Origin of the sequence: Deefgea chitinilytica, assembly GCF_016881405.1 — a bacterium.
GTDB classification, from domain to species: Bacteria; Pseudomonadota; Gammaproteobacteria; order Burkholderiales; family Chitinibacteraceae; genus Deefgea; species Deefgea chitinilytica.
In genome coordinates, this window is sequence record NZ_WOFE01000001.1 from 593,927 (window position 1) to 611,686 (window position 17,760).

14 protein-coding genes are annotated in these 17,760 nt (G+C 47.5%); 5 read left to right on the forward strand and 9 right to left on the reverse strand.

Going from position 1 to position 17,760, the window contains the following annotated elements; translation table 11 throughout:
* Positions 1-6 precede the first annotated feature (6 nt).
* The 6 genes from rlmM to GM173_RS02740 form a co-directional block, all read right to left on the reverse strand.
* The gene (gene rlmM, locus GM173_RS02715) at positions 7-1,062 is read right to left on the reverse strand and encodes a 23S rRNA (cytidine(2498)-2'-O)-methyltransferase RlmM (RefSeq protein WP_203569782.1); all 1,056 of its coding nucleotides are present in this window, start codon (positions 1,060-1,062) and stop codon (positions 7-9) included.
* An 87-nt stretch (positions 1,063-1,149) separates the two neighbouring features.
* Positions 1,150-2,712 carry a sensor histidine kinase gene (locus tag GM173_RS02720; RefSeq protein ID WP_203569783.1) on the reverse strand — a complete coding sequence of 521 codons (1,563 nt, stop codon included), beginning with the start codon at positions 2,710-2,712 and terminating at the stop codon, positions 1,150-1,152.
* A 47-nt stretch (positions 2,713-2,759) separates the two neighbouring features.
* Positions 2,760-3,422 carry an energy-coupling factor ABC transporter permease gene (locus tag GM173_RS02725; RefSeq protein ID WP_203569784.1) on the reverse strand — a complete coding sequence of 221 codons (663 nt, stop codon included), beginning with the start codon at positions 3,420-3,422 and terminating at the stop codon, positions 2,760-2,762.
* A 2-nt stretch (positions 3,423-3,424) separates the two neighbouring features.
* Positions 3,425-4,060 carry an alpha/beta hydrolase gene (locus GM173_RS02730; RefSeq protein ID WP_203569785.1) on the reverse strand — a complete coding sequence of 212 codons (636 nt, stop codon included), beginning with the start codon at positions 4,058-4,060 and terminating at the stop codon, positions 3,425-3,427.
* Positions 4,061-4,141: 81 nt separating this feature from the next.
* Positions 4,142-4,474 carry a (2Fe-2S) ferredoxin domain-containing protein gene (locus GM173_RS02735; protein WP_203569786.1) on the reverse strand — a complete coding sequence of 111 codons (333 nt, stop codon included), beginning with the start codon at positions 4,472-4,474 and terminating at the stop codon, positions 4,142-4,144.
* Positions 4,475-4,483: 9 nt separating this feature from the next.
* Complete coding sequence (locus GM173_RS02740) at positions 4,484-5,572, reverse strand: hypothetical protein (protein ID WP_203569787.1); 1,089 nt, start codon at positions 5,570-5,572, stop codon at positions 4,484-4,486.
* Between the two features lie 134 nt (positions 5,573-5,706).
* Here GM173_RS02740 and GM173_RS02745 point away from each other — a divergent pair, with 134 nt between their 5' ends.
* Complete coding sequence (locus tag GM173_RS02745) at positions 5,707-6,180, forward strand: WbuC family cupin fold metalloprotein (protein WP_203569788.1); 474 nt, start codon at positions 5,707-5,709, stop codon at positions 6,178-6,180.
* 49 nt (positions 6,181-6,229) lie between these two features.
* On the opposite strand, the gene yccX is transcribed toward GM173_RS02745, so the two are convergent.
* Together yccX and metG are read right to left on the reverse strand one after the other, a co-directional pair.
* Positions 6,230-6,508, reverse strand: a complete 279-nt coding sequence (gene yccX, locus GM173_RS02750; RefSeq protein ID WP_203569789.1) for an acylphosphatase — start codon at positions 6,506-6,508, stop codon at positions 6,230-6,232.
* A gap of 166 nt (positions 6,509-6,674) precedes the next feature.
* Complete coding sequence (gene metG / locus GM173_RS02755) at positions 6,675-8,729, reverse strand: methionine--tRNA ligase (protein WP_203569790.1); 2,055 nt, start codon at positions 8,727-8,729, stop codon at positions 6,675-6,677.
* 140 nt (positions 8,730-8,869) lie between these two features.
* Between metG and GM173_RS02760 the strand changes: the two genes are divergently transcribed.
* The 4 genes from GM173_RS02760 (at position 8,870) to typA (ending at position 16,465) form a co-directional block, all read left to right on the forward strand.
* The gene (locus GM173_RS02760; protein WP_203569791.1) at positions 8,870-13,156 is read left to right on the forward strand and encodes a PAS domain-containing hybrid sensor histidine kinase/response regulator; all 4,287 of its coding nucleotides are present in this window, start codon (positions 8,870-8,872) and stop codon (positions 13,154-13,156) included.
* A gap of 48 nt (positions 13,157-13,204) precedes the next feature.
* A complete protein-coding gene (locus GM173_RS02765; protein ID WP_308439569.1) occupies positions 13,205-13,825 on the forward strand; it encodes a trimeric intracellular cation channel family protein in 621 nt (206 codons plus the stop codon).
* Entirely contained in the window at positions 13,825-14,442 is a 618-nt protein-coding gene (locus GM173_RS02770) for a CoA pyrophosphatase (RefSeq protein WP_203569793.1), read from the forward strand. The genes GM173_RS02765 and GM173_RS02770 overlap by 1 nt, the downstream gene beginning before the upstream one ends.
* Positions 14,443-14,656: 214 nt before the next feature.
* The gene (gene typA, locus GM173_RS02775; RefSeq protein ID WP_203569794.1) at positions 14,657-16,465 is read left to right on the forward strand and encodes a translational GTPase TypA; all 1,809 of its coding nucleotides are present in this window, start codon (positions 14,657-14,659) and stop codon (positions 16,463-16,465) included.
* A 207-nt stretch (positions 16,466-16,672) separates the two neighbouring features.
* On the opposite strand, the gene trxB is transcribed toward typA, so the two are convergent.
* Positions 16,673-17,626, reverse strand: a complete 954-nt coding sequence (trxB, locus tag GM173_RS02780) for a thioredoxin-disulfide reductase (protein WP_203569795.1) — start codon at positions 17,624-17,626, stop codon at positions 16,673-16,675.
* Positions 17,627-17,760: the final 134 nt, after the last annotated feature.

Sequence of the window (17,760 nt, forward strand, 5' to 3'; positions counted from 1 at the left end):
TCTAAATTAATCTTTGACTGTGCTGATATAGCAGGTGATTTCTTCACGGTCGTGGAATAATTGTTTAGCACTAATTTTATATGAAATATTGGCCTTTTTGAGCTTTTGATCGATTAAGTCAAAACATTTTTCGACTTCTAAGTGCCGTTTTTTCATTGGTAGCTTTAAATTGAAAATAGCACGACGCGCATTACCCGATGCCAGCCATTTCGCCATGAGCTCGGCAATACGGATTGGTTGCTCGACCATATCACAAACAAGCCAATCGACGGGATTCTTGGGTTTGAACTTAAAACCATCATCGCGGACGTGCTTCACCTGGTGGTGCCCATCCATACTGCCTTTCATTGGTCCATTATCGACGGAAAATACCTTGAGACCCCGAGCAACCAGTTGATAAGTCCAGCCTCCTGGTGCCGCTCCTAAATCGACTGCGGTCATGCCTTCGCGAAATTTTTTTTCAGGCTCATCAACCAGCACCAAAATTGCTTCCAGTAGTTTTAATGTTGAACGACTAGGTGCGTCGCAGGGCATCCGCAGGCGAGGAATTCCGTTGAGCCAATCGGTTGCGCGAACGGGGCGGGTACAAATCATGACTTCGTTTTGTTTTGGGAAAAACAAATGTAACCGGTGCCGCGATTGTTGAGGTTGCAGCCAATTGTTTTGTGCTAATGCTTTGGCGACATAATCGCCAAATTTACGCGTAAAACTAGACAATGATTTGCCATGATTGGTATCTGGGTGTTCTAGCCAAACATCACTGTAAATACCATTGATGATAGTCAGCGATTCAACGATGGGGGTGAGTCGATCTTTGTTGCCGAGCTCAATGCGGCTGTGAATTTGCAGTGTTTGGCGAGAAAAAATAAATTGCTTAGTAAGCAGCTCACGTAATAGAGCACCATGATGTTCATTCGGAGTAAAAACAACCCAGCCATCGCCGCGCTCAAATTTGCCCGCGCCTTGAGCGTGGTTTGCGATCTCTTCTGCGCATTCAGGCTCAAATCCGGGGCGGCAGTAAGCGAGCAAAGCGTAGGGTTTACCGGCGAGCAATGTGGTCATGGTGTGAGACTCGTTACAAAAAAGACGCAAGGATACCCAAGAAACGCTATTTCACCAATGCCGTTCAGTGAATGTTTGCTGTGCGGACTAGGGATTGAGTGAGCGCTGAATTTTCGGCTTTGGTGCCACAGCGGGGAAGGTCATAATAAATGACGTGCCTTTACCGACAGTAGATTTAACATGGATGTGACCACCTAGTGTTTGTGTTACTAGGTTGAAAACGATGTTTAATCCCAAGCCACTGCCGCCATTCGCACGTTTAGTGGTGTAAAACGGGTCAAAGATTTTGCTAATCACTTGTTCTTCAATTCCGCTGCCGTTGTCCGAAACGTGCAGGGTTACGGTATTAAAATATCGCTCTGCAACAATATTGACGTGTTTTTTACTTGCAGGCACATCTTCGGCAAATGCATGAAGTACGGCGTTGTTAATTAAATTAGTGATAATTTGTGAAATGGCACCGGGGTAACCTTCGAGCTCGATGGTTTCAGGGCAAATAATATTAATGGTAATTTGAGAGTGCTTTAAGGTTGGTCCAATGCTGGTAATGATTTCTTGCAGATATTTACCTAATTCAAAATCGCGCCTAGCTTCTGAGGTTTGGTCTACTGCAACTCGTTTAAAACTTTGGATTAAATCAGCTGCACGCATTGCATTGCTAATAATTAGCGACGAGGATTGTTCTGCGGTTTGGCTGTAGCTAATGACTTCGGATTTTTTCATATTACCCGATTCGATTTTTTCGCGGAATAATACAGAATCGTCATGCAGCACCGAGGCACTGGTGAGAATGATGCCAACTGGCGTGTTGATTTCATGAGCGATCCCCGCGACTAGGCTACCTAGTGATGCCATCTTTTCCGATTGAACAAGGCTGTTTTGTGCTTCTTTTAATTGACCCAGTGCAGTTTCGGCGGCGTCTTTGGCGATGCGCATTTCTGTTTCAGCTTGGCTGCGAATTGAGACGTCATCTCTGAGCCGGTTAACAATACGGGTAAAACCATCGGTTAGGTCGGTAAATTCTTTGTAGGGGTTCTTTGGGAGCTCGATTTCTTCGAGGTTTTTGCTCGATTGAGCGGCTAGACTTAATTTTTTACCTAACAATGAGAGCGGTGAAATGACCATTCGCTGCAATGTGGCCGATAGTGCGATCAGTAACAGTGCGTCTAGTAGCAGAATTTCGATGAGTTTTTCAATGATAATCTTGCGCAGTAAACCGTTGATTCGCTCATGAGTGATGGTGATTTTCACCGTGCCGAGTGGGTGTTTATCTTGGTTTTGTAGATAATTTATCGTCGTTGTATGGGTTTCTGGGCCAGAGAATCCGGTAGGGGTTGTAATTGGAGTGACCGCGCCATTTTCACGTAGCCGCCCAGCCAGCATGACTTCCATATTTGAGACTTCTAGCGATCGGATATCAGGCGAGCGCATTTCTGCGTCGAGGACTAAAGCCAATTGCTGATCATCAAAATTCCACATGATGCCGGGTAAAACGCTTTGTAAGCGCGCATCCAGTGAGCGGCTGAATTCTTCTAGCTCAATATTGAGTTGTTTTTGAGTACGATAATAGGAAAATGCTCCTGATACAGTGAGCACGGTTGTGACAATTGCAATAAAAATTAAATTTAGATCGGTCCGAATCTGGCGCATACACTTGTTCTTTCGTTTGAAGTGCTTGCAACCAATCTAGCAGAGGATTATCTTTTTTGCAGATAAACTCGGTCATTGAAACTGTGAACCCATTCCGGGCGCCACACCACCAGAAGTGTTAAATTGAGCCCTGTCATAAATGCCTCTGGCCAGCCCATTAGAAAATAGATCGGTAACATTTCCTCAAATAAAAACTGAGCAGAATAAGCGTTCACCAAAAATAATAAGCTACAGTTGATCAAGCCAAAAATCCACATCGTGACAGCGCCAGCGGCAAAGCAATTCACAAAGATATAAACGAAGAAATTAGGGCTGAAGTAGCGTTGGGCAAATCGTAAAATTAACTGCGTTGTTAAAACGGGCAATACGCCAATCAACCAAAAAGAGAGTCCCCAGCTCGCGATGTCAGCGTGTCCAAATCCTAAATCGATCGCTAGCAATACCGCCAAACTCAGTAAGGCGCGATAGCTGCCTGCAATTAGTGTCAGTGCGGTGCCGCCAAGAATATGAAAAGCCAGTCCGGCGTGGATTTGAGCTTTGAGCTGCCAAGTCAGTAGTAAAATGACTGAACAGCATAACCAACTGCTTATTTGCGCTTGGCTAAGTGTCTGCCAGTGCTCTTGCTTGATTGCCCAAATGCATGCCATCAGCGCACTGAAAGCGCTAAAAAACAGTAGCCAACTGGGGAATAATCCGGCAGGTAAATTCATGACTAGCGCCATGCCTCATGAACGAGTTCCGCTAGTTGGGTCAATCTACCGTGAAAAAAATGCCCAACGCCTGGAGCAACAACGATGGGTAATTGCTGTGGCCTTGCCCAATTTAGCACCGCCGATAGACTAATGACTTCATCTTCTTCGCCGTGAATGACTAGGGTGCCTTTGGGAACATTCGGAAAGGCGTACCGACTCACTGCAGGCCCAATCAAGATCATGCCTTCGACTTCTGCATCTGTAAGGCGTTCACGTAAGCGGCTTTGCACCAAGGTGCCAAAAGAAAAGCCCGCTAAAGTGAGGCGCTGTAGCGTTGGATGAGCGGCGCGTGCAAACGCCAGTACCGCCGCCATATCGTCTGGTTCAAATTCACCGCGGCTATGTTCACCTTCAGAATTACCAACGCCGCGCAAATTGGGGCAGTACGCAATATAACCGAGGCGTGAGAGTGTTTTGGCGAGTGTGTGTACAATTTTATTGTTAAACGTGCCGCCCTCAGTCGGATTTGGATGTGCGACTAAGACGATACCCACCGGAGCCTCCGTCGCCGCATCTAGGCGTAGGCATTCAAGACGGCCTGCTGGGCCGGTGATTTCAATTAATTCAAATGTGGCAGCTTTACGGGGTATTGTCATTTGAGGCTTATTCTTTAATGGGTGTGGTGATATACGTAAACAATGCGCCGTGTGGCGCATTGTTGGGTATAAAAGTTCGGGTTAGTTTGCAGTGGACTGAGCTGGAATGAGTAAGCGCTCTACAATCCGACCATGTACCAAATGCTCGTTGATGATCTCGTCGATATCGTCTTTGTCGATGTAGGTGTACCAAGTTTCTTCTGGGTAAACCACAATCACCGGCCCTTCTTCGCAGCGTTCTAAACAGCCAGCTTTGTTGATGCGAACTTTGCCATCGCCATTTAGGCCTAACGCTTTTACGCGGTCTTTGGCATAAGCCCATAGTTGATCTGCGCCACAGCTATTGCACGATTGGCGCTCGCCGGGCGCGCGTTGGTTTAAGCAAAAAAATACATGGTATTGATAATGGCTCATGATTGATCCTTATTGCAGCACAACGGGTTTAATGTGGGCAGTCACAAATAAGGGTAGCCCATCGGTATCTAAAGTGGGTTGTACGTTTTCAATAAACACCAAATCATCCAAACGACATTCCTGCATTAATTCACGCACGTATTGCGCGATCAACTCGACATGATCGGATGGCAATAAGGGCCATACGAAGCCTTCCCAGCGCTCGGCATCTTCTTTGCTGGAAAATGTAATTCGAATTTCATTGTTTTCATGCGCGGCAACGGTGACGACTGGTGTGCGGCCTTTGCTGCGAATGCTACGTAGTGCGTTGCTGGTCATCACTTGCAGGCGAGTTTCCAGTTGCGTCACGCGGCCAACGTCTTGTGCGGCTAGCCAAGGCAGCGGTGTGCGTGGAATGGGGAACAGTGTCACGCCGTCTGTTTTTAGCGTTTCGCCGATTAAATTCGCTAAAGGCATGCCCCAGCTGGTGACTTGGCCTCCCAATTGAATGGCGGGCTCAGCGCCTTTTTCTTGCATAGCGACGCCAATCAGATAACGTAAGGCGACGGCCTCGTCTTTCACTTTGATTGCGCTGCCCGCCGAATCAATCGGGAAGCGCGCAGCTTCGCTAATCGTGGCGCGCCATTCAGCGAGTTGCGCTGGGCTGATCGCGGCTAAAATATCGGGGCCGAGTAGTGCTCCAGAGAGCCATGCATCGGCGTTCGCAGCGACCACGCCATGTTCCCGCAAAATAGCTAATGCGGCAGTGCCATCGATTTCGCTTGGCAATGTCGTTTCACCTTTGCAACCAGCCACCAAGACCACAGGAATCGCGAATAAAACGGCGGAACGCTGATCATGCATACTAGCGGTTTCCACTTCAACGCGTAGCGCGTGCCAGATGGTTAGCCATGCATCTTGTGACGGCGCTTGAGTGAGCGCACCATTTAAGGCGTAATGGTCTTTCGACATCAGTAGCTCGGCGACGAGTTGCTGCAAGCCCACGCGTTTTTGTGCAATCAAATCGGCATCGCGCTCGGTCATCAAAGACATGACTTGGCGAATGATTGGGTTTTGTGGATTTACACGGGGGTAGAGGCGTGGATCAGGCAGAGTCATGGTGGGCACAAAATTAAAAGCGAAAAGGTAATTATACCTATCCGTGCCTATTCTGTCGGCAACAAGTCTGGCGAGAGGCAGGCTTTTATTGCATGATGCAGCCAATTCCAAAAATGAATCGCTCAGGGTGCGTAATGAGTCAAGTTGCTTTTATCGATCAAAATTTGCTGGCGGATTTACTAGACGAAGCGGCACAAAGCCCGCGGCGACGGAAAAATCGGAATTTTCATGCTAGCGATGATGCGGTGTGTCATCGTTTGCTCAATGCTTTGCAGCCCGATACTTATGTGCAACCGCACTGTCATTTTTCCGTCGATAAAGAAGAAACGATGGTGGTGCTCAGTGGTCGCATGGGGGTGTTGATTTTTAATCGCGATGGGATCGTTATTCAACAGCAAGTGTTAGCTGCAGGAACCGACTGTATTGGTATCAATATCCCGCCTAGGGTAATGCATAGTTTAGTGGCTTTGGAACCAACCGTGTTCTTTGAGGTTAAAGCCGGGCCATACGTGCCGGTGGCGGAAAATGAACGTGCAGCTTGGGCGCCAAGTGAAGGCGACGAGTCGGTTGCAATTTATCGGGAATGGATGCGATCTTTGTTTGATTAGGGGTATTTGCTTCAAGTTCTTTTGATTGATTGCCTGTGGCTCAATACCTTTAGGTTAATTCCTTGATTTGAAATTCGGTGTATTGTTTGATGTCGGCTCGCTCAATCGTTACATGGTCAACACGCGCCGCGGGTGGGCCTTGTTGCAGCCAAATTGTGAGTTGATCCAGTGCGACAGCGTTGCCCTCTGCCCATAGCTCGACTCGACCGTCAGCACGATTTTTGACCCAGCCGCAGATGCCCAGTTGCTGCGCTTTTTCACGGGTGGCATAGCGAAAACCAACGCCTTGTACCAAGCCGGTGATTAAGAAGTGCATTGCTTTGATCATCGCTGTTCCCTAGAAAAAATGCCGCTAATCCATAGAATAGCGGCATTTTTTTGAAAAGCGAACCGAAGATGATTTCTGTCCCATTCCCGTTTTGACACGAAACCGAGTTGCAGATCAATGAGCTGCACAGCAAGGTCGATAAAGTCAGTTGGTAATCGGGCTGAAATTATTTCACGCGCATCCCGGGTTTGGCACCTGCATGTGGCTCCAAGATATACAAGCCGCCGTCACCACCGGCAGCTAAAACCATCCCTTCTGACATGCCAAACTTCATCTTGCGTGGTGCGAGGTTAGCGACCATGACGGTGTGTTTGCCGATCAGATCTTCAGGTTTGTAGGCTGATTTAATCCCTGCAAATACATTGCGCGTTTCGTTGCCCAAATCGAGCGTGAGTTGCAGTAGTTTTTCTGCGCCTTCGACGTGCTGGGCGTTGGCAATGCGCGCGATGCGTAAATCGACTTTCATAAAGTCATCAATGCTGCAGGTTTCTGCGATTGCAGGAATGTCGAAGCTGGGCGCTGCGGCGGGTGTATTGCTGATCGGCTCCAATGTTTGCTTGTTTTCCTCAATCATGGCCGCGATATTTTTTGGGTCAATTCGCACCATCAAGTGGCTATAAGTATTGATCGTGTGATCGAGCAATAAATGCTGCGCGTCCTCCCATTGCACTGGCGCTACATTAAGGAAGGCTTCCACATCGCTCGCCAATTTTGGCAGCACGGGTTTGAGATAGATCGTCAAAATGCGGAAGGCATTAATCAGGAAGCTGCAGACTGCATGCAGATTGGCGCTTTGCTCTGGATGCTTGGCCATCTCCCATGGTTTAACTGTATCAACGTATTGATTGATATCGTCGGTCAACGCCATGATTTCGCGAATGGCGCGGCCATATTCACGGCCTTCATAGTGTTGAGCGATGCTGTCGCTGGCGCCTTGCAATTTTTTTTGCAATTCAACAATTGCCGGCATTACCGCGTAATCGTCAGCGGCAAAAACGCCGTTGTGCAATTTACCTTCAAAACGTTTACTGATAAATCCCGCCGCGCGGCTGGCAATATTGACATATTTGCCAATTAAATCGCTATTCACTCGCGCGGCGAAGTCTTCCAGATTTAGATCGATATCTTCAGCGGTGTTCGACAGTTTGGCGGCATAGTAGTAGCGCAACCATTCTGGGTTCAGATGACTGAGGTACGATTCGGCAGTAATAAACGTACCGCGAGATTTACTCATTTTCGCGCCGTCAACGGTCAAGAAACCGTGGCTGAAAATCGCTGTTGGCGTGCGGTAGCCCGCGTATTCGAGCATGGCTGGCCAGAATAATGAATGGAAATACAGAATGTCTTTACCGATGAAATGATACAACTCGGTTTTTGAGTCTTTGTTCCAATATTCGTTAAAGTCTAAACCGAGGCGGTCACAGAGGTTTTTGTGGCTGGCCATATAGCCAACGGGCGCATCGAGCCACACATAAAAGTATTTGCCCGGCGCATCAGGGATTTCAAAACCAAAATACGGTGCATCGCGCGAAATATCCCAATCAGTGAGACCCGACTCGAACCATTCCTGCATTTTATTGCTGGCCTCAGTCTGCAACTTGCCCGGAGTGGTTGTCCACGTTTTGAGGAAGTCTGCGCATTCGCCCAGTTTAAAGAAGTAATGCTCCGAGTCACGCAATACCGGTGTTGCTCCTGATACGGCGGAGTATGGGTTTTTCAGCTCGGTCGGTGAATAGGTTGCGCTGCATACCTCGCAATTATCGCCGTATTGATCTTTGGCGCCACATTTTGGGCATTCGCCTTTTACGAAGCGATCCGGCAAAAACATCTCTTTTTCTGGATCAAATAATTGCGAAATCGTCTTGCGAGCGATTTTGCCATTGGCTTTGAGTTTGCTGTAAATATCGTACGCTAATTGCTTGTTTTCAGGGCTGTTGGTGCTGTAGTAATTATCAAACTCAACGTGAAACCCCGCGAAGTCTCGCGAATGTTCATTGTGTACTCGCTCGATCAGGGCCTCTGGGGTGATGCCTTCTTTTTCGGCGCGCAACATAATCGGTGTGCCGTGTGTGTCATCCGCGCAGACGTAGTGGCATTGATGTCCACGTGATTTTTGAAAACGAACCCAAATGTCGGTTTGGATGTATTCGACTAAATGTCCAAGGTGAATAGCGCCGTTGGCGTAAGGAAGGGCAGAAGTAACGAGGATTTTGCGTGTCATGGCCAGCCAAAATGTGCGAAATAGTTGTGAGATTATAACGCAGACTGCGCCAACTAGTCGGCTCTGAAACGTGTGCAGAAAAAAACAACGGCGTCATCTATAGTCATAAAGTCGTTTTGTTATTCAATTTGTGGATACGAATGCTGGAAAAAAAACACAATGTATTGCAACAAATCAACTTCACATTAGTGTTGGTTGCGAGTGTTGGTGTCTTTTTGTCAGTGCTCTCTTGGTATTTTGCTTCGCAAGAATTGCAGCGTCAGGCGCAGTTGCAGTTTGAGCGGCAATCTGAGCCATTAATCAATGAGCTCAAGCTGCGGGTTAAAAGTTTGTCTTTGGGCTTGCGTGGCGCACGGGTGGTGCCGCTGATGGTGAATGGCGAGCTCAAACCACAGCATTTTCGTACTTATCTGGCGACCCGAAAGTTGACTGATGAATTTCCCGGTGCGCTGGGCTTTGGCTTTATTCGACGTGTTGCACCGCAAGATTTGGATGCCTTCATTGCTGAACAACGTGTGTATCGCCCTGAGTTTTCAGTCAAAACCTTGGGGGAGAATCCGGGGGCGAAATTTATTATTCAATACATCGAGCCATTGGCGGCGAATCGAAAAGCAATTGGCTTGGATATTGCGAGTGAGCCGGTGCGTAAAGCGGCTGCTTTTCAGGCCATGAAAACTGGTGAAATGGCCATCACTGCGCCGATTCAACTAGTGCAAGCGGGCAAAACGGAGCCTGGTTTTTTGATTTTGCTGCCTTTTTATTTGCGTCCGCTTGAAGGGGTTGAGTATGGCGCGTTGCAAGAGCGTGAAGAAAGCCTGATTGGTTGGGTTTATGCGCCAGTCTTAATGAGTAAATTTGTTGAGGGTTTAAGCCAGCTGCTTGGGAAGCATATCGATTTTGAAATTTATTCTGGCCGCAAGATTGAGCGGTCAGCATTAATTTATGACGATGATGGGCATGTGGCAAAAACGGGTCGAACCTCTGTAGCGCAAAGGCAGTTTTCCCGTGAGGTAAGCATTGAGCTTGGCGGCCAAGTTTGGACGGTGGTTTTGAGCTCGAATGAGAATTTTATTCAGCAACTAGATCATTGGTTGCCATTGTCGATTTTAGTACTGGGCTTATTGTTGACTGGGATGGTGACGTCGGCTCTAGCTAGTGCTGCTCGTTTAAAAAATCGTGCTCAAGTGTTGGCGCAAGAAATGAGTTTGCAAGCGAGGCGGCGTGGCGTGCAGCTTGATGCGGTGCTCGATAGTACGCCCGATGCGATTGTGACTGCGGATCGGTTCGGGGTGATTATCAGTGCTAATCAAGCGCTGAAGCGTTTATTTGGTTACGACTCGGGTGAGTTAATTGGCAAAAATGTATCTGTGTTGATGGGGGATACTGATGCTGCTGCACACCATCATCATCTTGAACGTTATCAGCATCATGGCCGTTCTTCTGTAATGGGGAAAGATAGGGCGTTGTGGGGGCGGCATGCCGACGGTCATCCGATTCCGATTGAAGTTAATTTAAATCAATTTGAATTAGATGGTGCAGTGTTTCTGGTCGCGCAAATTCGTGATATTAGCCAGCGATTAAAAAGTGAGGACGCGCTTCGCGCTAGTCAGCGCCAGTTGTCGATGATTGTCGAATCGGCCGGTTTAGGAACCTGGGATTTTAGTGTGGTGACGGGTGAGGCGTATTTTGGGGGTATTTATGGGGAGATGTTGGGTTTTAATACCTCTGAGTTAATACCCAATGTTTCGACTTGGCGAGAGTTAGTTCATCCGGATGACCTTCCGTATGCGGTCGAGCTATTAGATGTTCATTTGGCGGGGTTGTCGCCGATTTTTAGTTGTGAATTAAGGATGAAAACAGCTAAAAACGCTTGGAAGTGGGTTCATACCGTGGGGCGGGTTTACGAGCGTGACGAGCAGGGGCAAGCGCTAAAAATGGCCGGCATTCATCTTGACGTTGACTTGCGTAAACGCAATGAGTTGGTCGTCATTGAAAAAGATCAATCGTTGCGACGATTGCAGCAGCAGCTCAGTAGCATTATCAACTCTGCCACAGAAATTTCGATTATTGCGACGGATGTTTGTGGCTTGATTGAAGTGTTCAATATTGGTGCTGAAAAAATGTTGGGCTATGAGGCTGTTGAAATGGTGGGCTTGCAAACGCCTGCGGTGCTTCATGACGGCGCAGAAGTCATGGCGCGCGCAGAGGCTATTTTTGAGCAGACCGGTGATCGTGTTTCTGGTTTTGAGGTGTTTGTTTATTACGCTCAGCAGGGGATGAGTGATAGTAAGGAATGGACTTATATCTGCAAGGATGGTCGCCGTTTAACGGTTAACTTGATGGTCACTGCTCGGCATGATGAGGTTGGAAATATCGTGGGTTATTTGGGAGTGGCCACGAATATTTCGGAGCAAAAGAGAATTAATGCCATTTTAGAAGCGGCCACCGAAGAGGCGGTGCAGGCGAATCGAGCAAAAAGTGATTTCTTGGCCAATATGAGTCATGAGATTCGCACGCCAATGAATGCGGTAATTGGGTTCTCAAATTTGCTTTCGGATACCCCGCTTAATGAAACGCAGCTTGACTTCGTGAATTCGATCCAACAATCGGGCGATGCTTTGTTGTGTTTGATAAATGATATTTTGGATTTTTCAAAAATTGAGGCTGGCCATTTAGAGTTGGAAGCCATCGAGTTTGATCTTCGTTATTTGTTAGAAGGTGCCTTGGATATTGTGGCCGAGAAGGCGGCTAAGCAGAATTTGGATTTGGCTTGTATTGTGGATCCTCGGCTACCACAAAAATTGATTGGTGACCCCGGGCGTTTACGTCAGGTGTTGTTAAATCTATTAAATAATGCGATCAAATTTACCGCTGACGGTGAAGTGGTGGCGCGAGTGGTGCTGCTTGAGCGAACTACTGATCAATGCTGTGTGCGGTTTATGGTTAAAGACAGCGGGATTGGTATGTCGGCGGCGGCAAAAGAAAAATTATTTAAACCGTTTTCCCAGGCCGATAGTTCAACAACTCGGCGTTTTGGCGGTACTGGTTTAGGCTTGTCGATTTGTAAGCGACTGATTGATGCAATGCAAGGGCAAATCGGTGTTGAGAGTGAAGTTGGTGCTGGTGCTGAGTTTTGGTTTGAAGTAACGATGCCAATCGCACAAGGGAGTGCACAGCAACAGGTGGTGCCGCAAAATCTACAAGGCAAAAAAGTGCTGGTGGTGGATGACTTTGCTGCAAATCGCGAATTGATTAAGTTGCAATTAGATGCTTTTGGTATGGTGACTTCATGCTTTGATTCGCCGGAGCTGGCATTGTCTAGTTTGCAAGCGACGCCCGATGAATATGTGTTGGCTTTGATTGATATGCAGTTGCCTGAGTTGGACGGTTTAGCGCTTGCTCGTGAAATTCAAAAAATAGAGGCATGCGCGAAAATGCCGCTTATTTTGCTGACGTCGATGGCAGTGCCGGGCATGGCGAGTGATGCTAAGTTGGCGGGTTATTCTGCATTTTTGACTAAGCCGATACGGCAGAGCCAACTGATCTATGCGATTGAAGAGACATTCAAAATGCAGCACTTGCCTAAGTCTGACCAGTCTTTGGTGACTGCGCATCGCTTAGCGGAACAAATTGCTGCGACTAAGCCTTACATTTTATTAGCGGAAGACAATCCAGTTAATCAAAAAGTCGCGGTTTTGATGTTGGAAAAATTAGGCTGTCGCGTCGATGTTGCACATAACGGGCAGATGGCTTTGGAAGCTGTGCAACAAAATCAATACGATGTGGTGCTTATGGATTGTCAGATGCCCGTGATGGATGGCTTTGCCGCGAGCCGTGCAATTCGTGAATTGCCAATCGCGGCGGCCAACGTCTATATTGTGGCTCTTACTGCAAATGCTTTTCAGTCTGACATAGATCATTGCTATGCAGCAGGAATGAGCGATTTTGTTGCCAAGCCAATTTATTTGAACGAAATTTCACAAGCTTTGCAACGCGGCTTGCTGCAATCTGGCCGGCTGATCCAATTGGATTCTAATTCTGAAAAAGGGGATGGTATGACTGAAGTCAACGACTTGGATTTGGTCTTGCAGTTAGAGTTAAAAGATATTACTCAAATGTTTGCCGAGCTGGCTCAGGCAGTGGGTATGGATATGAAGGATGAATTATTGGCGCTATTTTTCCCAACGCTGGATGAGTGTGTTGAGGGATTGCAGCAAGCTATACCCGCTGCGGATGTCACCAACGTAATTAGCTTTGCGCATAAATTAAAAGGCGCGGCTGGGCAGTTGGGTGCTACCCGACTTGCTGCTTATAGCAAGTCGGTGGAAATGGCCGCGAAAAGTAATGATCTGGAAGCGGCTAAGGTTGAGTTTGCAGCTTTACAAGCTCTTGGTGCAAAGATTAGCGAGCAATTAAGAGTTGGCTAATTTTGGGTTTAAATCAATCTAAAGCAATTAAAGATGGGTGAGTGCGGTGTGAATATTTGGTTTTCCCTCGATGTTTTGTATCTGATTGGCACTGCTTCATTTACGATTTCTGGCTATTTGATTGGTGCACGCAAGCGGTTTGATCTGCTGGGCGTGATGATTTTGGCCTTGTTGACTGCAATAGGCGGGGGCGTCATTCGTGATGTATTGGTGAATCGAATACCACGTGTTTTTGTTGATATCAGTCCGTTTTATACGATCTTTGCAACGCTTGGTTTGGCCTGGTTGATCAAATTGCAGCACAAAAATAAAGGCGTGCTGTTTAAATTATTTATCGTGGCAGATTCGATTGGTCTGGTGGCGTTTAGTCTGGCGGGAGCTCAGCTGGGGATTGATTTGCAGCTGAACTTATTTGGCGTGTGTGCTTTAAGCTTTATTACTGCGATTGGTGGTGGCTTGGTGCGCGATATGATGGTCAATGATGTGCCGTTTATTTTGCATGAAGATTTTTACGGTACGGTTTCTATTTTGATGGCTTTGTTGTTGGTATTAGCCTATCAGCTTGGTTTTGCTGGTGCTGCCGTTACTTGGGTCTTGTTTAGTTTGGGTTTGACCTTGCGCTTGGTGGCTCACAAAAGCGAATTGAGTTTACCGAAGGTAGATTGTTAATGCTGCCTGCTGTTGCTCAGTTACCGCTATGGTTATCCGAACGTTTGGCGAAAGGAGTTCGCAGCTCTGGGGGGGATTATCAACTCAACGCGCTGCGTGCTGCTGCTGTGCTGATTCCAATTGTTTTGCATCCTACCGGCGCGACGGTCTTGTTGACTGAGCGGGCTGCTCATTTAAATGCCCACGCGGGGCAGGTGAGCTTTCCTGGTGGGGCTCGCGAAGCACAAGATAGCAATGCCATTGCCACCGCATTGCGTGAAACTGAAGAAGAAATAGGTTTGCCGGCAGAATGTGTTGAAGTGCTCGCTTGTTTGGGTGACTATCACACGATTAGTGGTTATTGTGTTACGCCGGTTGTTGGTTTGGTGCAGCCAGGCTTTTCTTTGCAGCCTGATCCAACTGAAGTTGCTGATGTGTTTGAATTGCCTTTGTCGGTGCTGCTGGATCGTTCGCGCTATGAAAAGCGCAGGGTATCTCGCAAGGGTGTTCGTGGAACAACGCATTTTTTAGAGTGTGGTGAGCGCGTTGTGTGGGGTGCGACGGCAGGTATATTGCTCAACTTTACTCTTGATCTTGATTTGGAAGGTATACCTAAAGATGTGACGCTTGATGGATGAAGAATCATCTGTCCTTGTTTGAGTGAAATAGATGTCGTGTTGATATTAGATTCAATCATCGAGCACTTAAATCAGATTTCGTTTTTCTTTCTGCCATTAGTCAGTTGATTTTCAATATAACTCCCATTCGCGAGCAGAAGTCCTTTGCGACTTCACTGAAAATTCATTAAGCCGTGGTACAATCCGCGTTTTCGCAAATACCCACAGTTCAAACATGACCCGTGCACTTCGTAACGTCGCCATTATCGCTCACGTCGACCATGGTAAAACCACGCTGGTAGACCAGCTTTTACAACAAGCCGGTACTTTCCGCGCCAACCAAGCCATTGTTGAGCGTGTAATGGATTCCAACGATCTTGAAAAAGAGCGTGGTATTACCATTTTGGCTAAAAATACCGCCATCGAATACGATGGCACCCATATCAATATCGTTGATACTCCGGGTCACGCGGACTTCGGTGGTGAAGTTGAGCGTGTATTGGGTATGGTTGACGGCGTATTGTTGCTCGTTGATGCGGTTGAAGGCCCAATGCCACAAACCCGTTTCGTAACTAAGAAAGCGCTGGCTTTAGGTTTGAAACCAATTGTTGTCATTAATAAGATCGACCGCCCTGGCGCACGTCCGGATTGGGTGCACGATCAAGTGTTCGATTTGTTTGATAAGCTTGGCGCAACTGACGAGCAGCTCGACTTTAAAATGATTTATGCTTCAGGTTTGAATGGCTTTGCTAAGCTCGACCTTGATGCTGAGTCTGACAATATGCGCCCCTTGCTCGATTTGTTGGTGGAGGCTGTTCCTAGCCCTCCTGGCGATCCTGATGCACCGTTGCAATTACAAATTTCTGCACTGGACTATTCGACATTTACCGGCCGCCTTGGCGTAGGTAAAGTGATTAATGGTCGTATCAAGCCTGGTCAACAAGTCGTAGTAATGAACCATGACGACCAAGTTTCTAGCGGTCGTATCAACCAAGTGCTTGGGTTTAAAGGCCTTGAGCGCGTTCCGGTTGAAGAAGCTGAAGCTGGCGATATCATTATTATTTCCGGTCTCGAAGAAATCGGTATCGGTGTAACAATTTGCGATAAAGAATCACCAGTTGGTTTGCCAGTGTTGGGCGTGGATGAACCAACCTTGACGATGGACTTTATGGTGAACACATCACCACTCGCGGGTACTGAAGGCAAGTTTGTTACCAGTCGTCAAATCCGTGACCGTCTGCACAAAGAATTGCTGGTGAACGTGGCATTGCGCGTTGAAGACACAGACAATACAGATATCTTCCGCGTTTCAGGCCGTGGCGAATTGCATTTGACGATTTTGCTGGAAAACATGCGCCGTGAAGGCTTTGAAATGGCCGTGGCAAAACCACGCGTTGTTTACAAAGAAATCAATGGCGAGAAATGCGAACCATACGAAAACTTGACCATTGACTTGGAAGATGAACACCAAGGTGGCGTAATGGAAGAACTCGGTCGTCGCCGTGGCGAGTTGACCAATATGGTGTCGGATGGTCAAGGCCGTACACGTTTGGAATACCATGTTCCAGCGCGTGGCTTGATCGGTTTCCAAGGTGACTTCATGACCTTGACTCGTGGTACTGGCTTGATGAGCCACGTATTTGATGACTACGCACCTGCGAAAGCGGATATGCCAGGTCGTCACAATGGCGTGTTGATTTCTCAAGAAAACGGCGAAGCTGTTGCTTATGCTTTGTGGAAATTGGAAGACCGCGGTCGCATGTTTGTTAGCCCAGGCGATAAACTCTACGAGGGCATGGTCATCGGTATCCATAGCCGTGACAACGATTTGGTGGTGAACCCAGTTAAAGGCAAACAACTGACTAACGTTCGCGCTTCTGGTACTGATGAAGCAGTTCGTTTGACTACACCAGTTAAATTGACCTTGGAATCAGCCGTTGAGTTTATCGATGATGATGAATTGGTTGAAATCACACCAAAATCAGTGCGTATCCGTAAGCGTTTCTTGACTGATAACGAACGTCGCCGTAATAAAGTCGCTTAATTGCTCGTGTTACGAAAAAACGCCAATCGATTGATTGGCGTTTTTTTATGCCTGGTGTGCTAGTTGATTTTAATTTGCTAGTTTGCTTTGCCGCTTGAAGTGTTTTTGGATGGAGTGAAAAAAACGCCAATCAATCGATTGGCGTTTTAATGGGTATTGCCATCCAGCTCTTTATTGTAAAGGTATGTAATGAAATACCCTTGATGGTTAGCGCAGGCTTTCTAAGTATTTGTCCGCATCTAGCGCCGCTTGGCAGCCCGTTGCGGCGGAAGTAATCGCTTGACGGTAGATGTGGTCTTGCACGTCACCAGCAGCAAAAACGCCGGGGATGCTGGTCGCGGTTGCGCCGCCGTTGCGGCCACCTTTGGTGATGATGTAGCCTGTTTCGTCCATCTCGAGTTGGCCTTTAAAGATGTCGGTATTGGGCTTGTGGCCAATTGCAATAAACACGCCCATTAAAGCCAATTCTTTTTGTGAGCCATCGGTGGTGCATTTTAACCGTGCGCCAGTAACGCCTGTTGCATCGCCAAGAACTTCATCAAGGGTTTGATTGGTTTCAAGGGTGATTTTGCCTTCGGAAACTTTTTCCATTAGATGGTCAACGAGGATTTTCTCGGCGCGGAATGTGTCGCGACGGTGAATCAATGTAACGTGCTTGGCGATGTTGGAAAGATAGAGCGCTTCTTCAACTGCGGTATTACCTCCGCCGACTACCGCCACATCTTGGCCGCGGTAAAAGAAGCCGTCACAAGTTGCGCAGGCTGATACACCACGACCGGAGAAGGCTTCTTCGGATGGCAGGCCAAGGTATTGTGCTGAGGCACCGGTCGCGATAATCAGTGCGTCGCAGGTGTATTCGCCCGAATCGCCCACGAGTCGCATTGGTTTTTCAGTGAGGTGTGTGGTGTGAATATGATCAAAAATCATTTCAGTGCCGAAGCGCTCGGCGTGTTTTTGGAAGCGGCTCATCAATTCTGGGCCGAGTACACCATCGGCATCAGCTGGCCAGTTGTCAACATCAGTGGTGGTCATTAGTTGGCCGCCTTGCGCTAGGCCAGTGATCAGAACTGGCTTTAAATTGGCGCGTGCAGCATACACAGCTGCGGTGTAACCTGCTGGACCAGAGCCTAAGATGAGTAAACGATGGTGTTGGGTCGCCATATTGAATTCCTTAGCTTGAATTGATTTGCGGTTTTGAATTTATGCTCAGATGCTCGCTAGTGTAATGCTTTTATCAGAAAGCTTCTAATCTAGCTTTTTTATCGCCTTGATAGCTAAAATGCTGGATGGTGTAT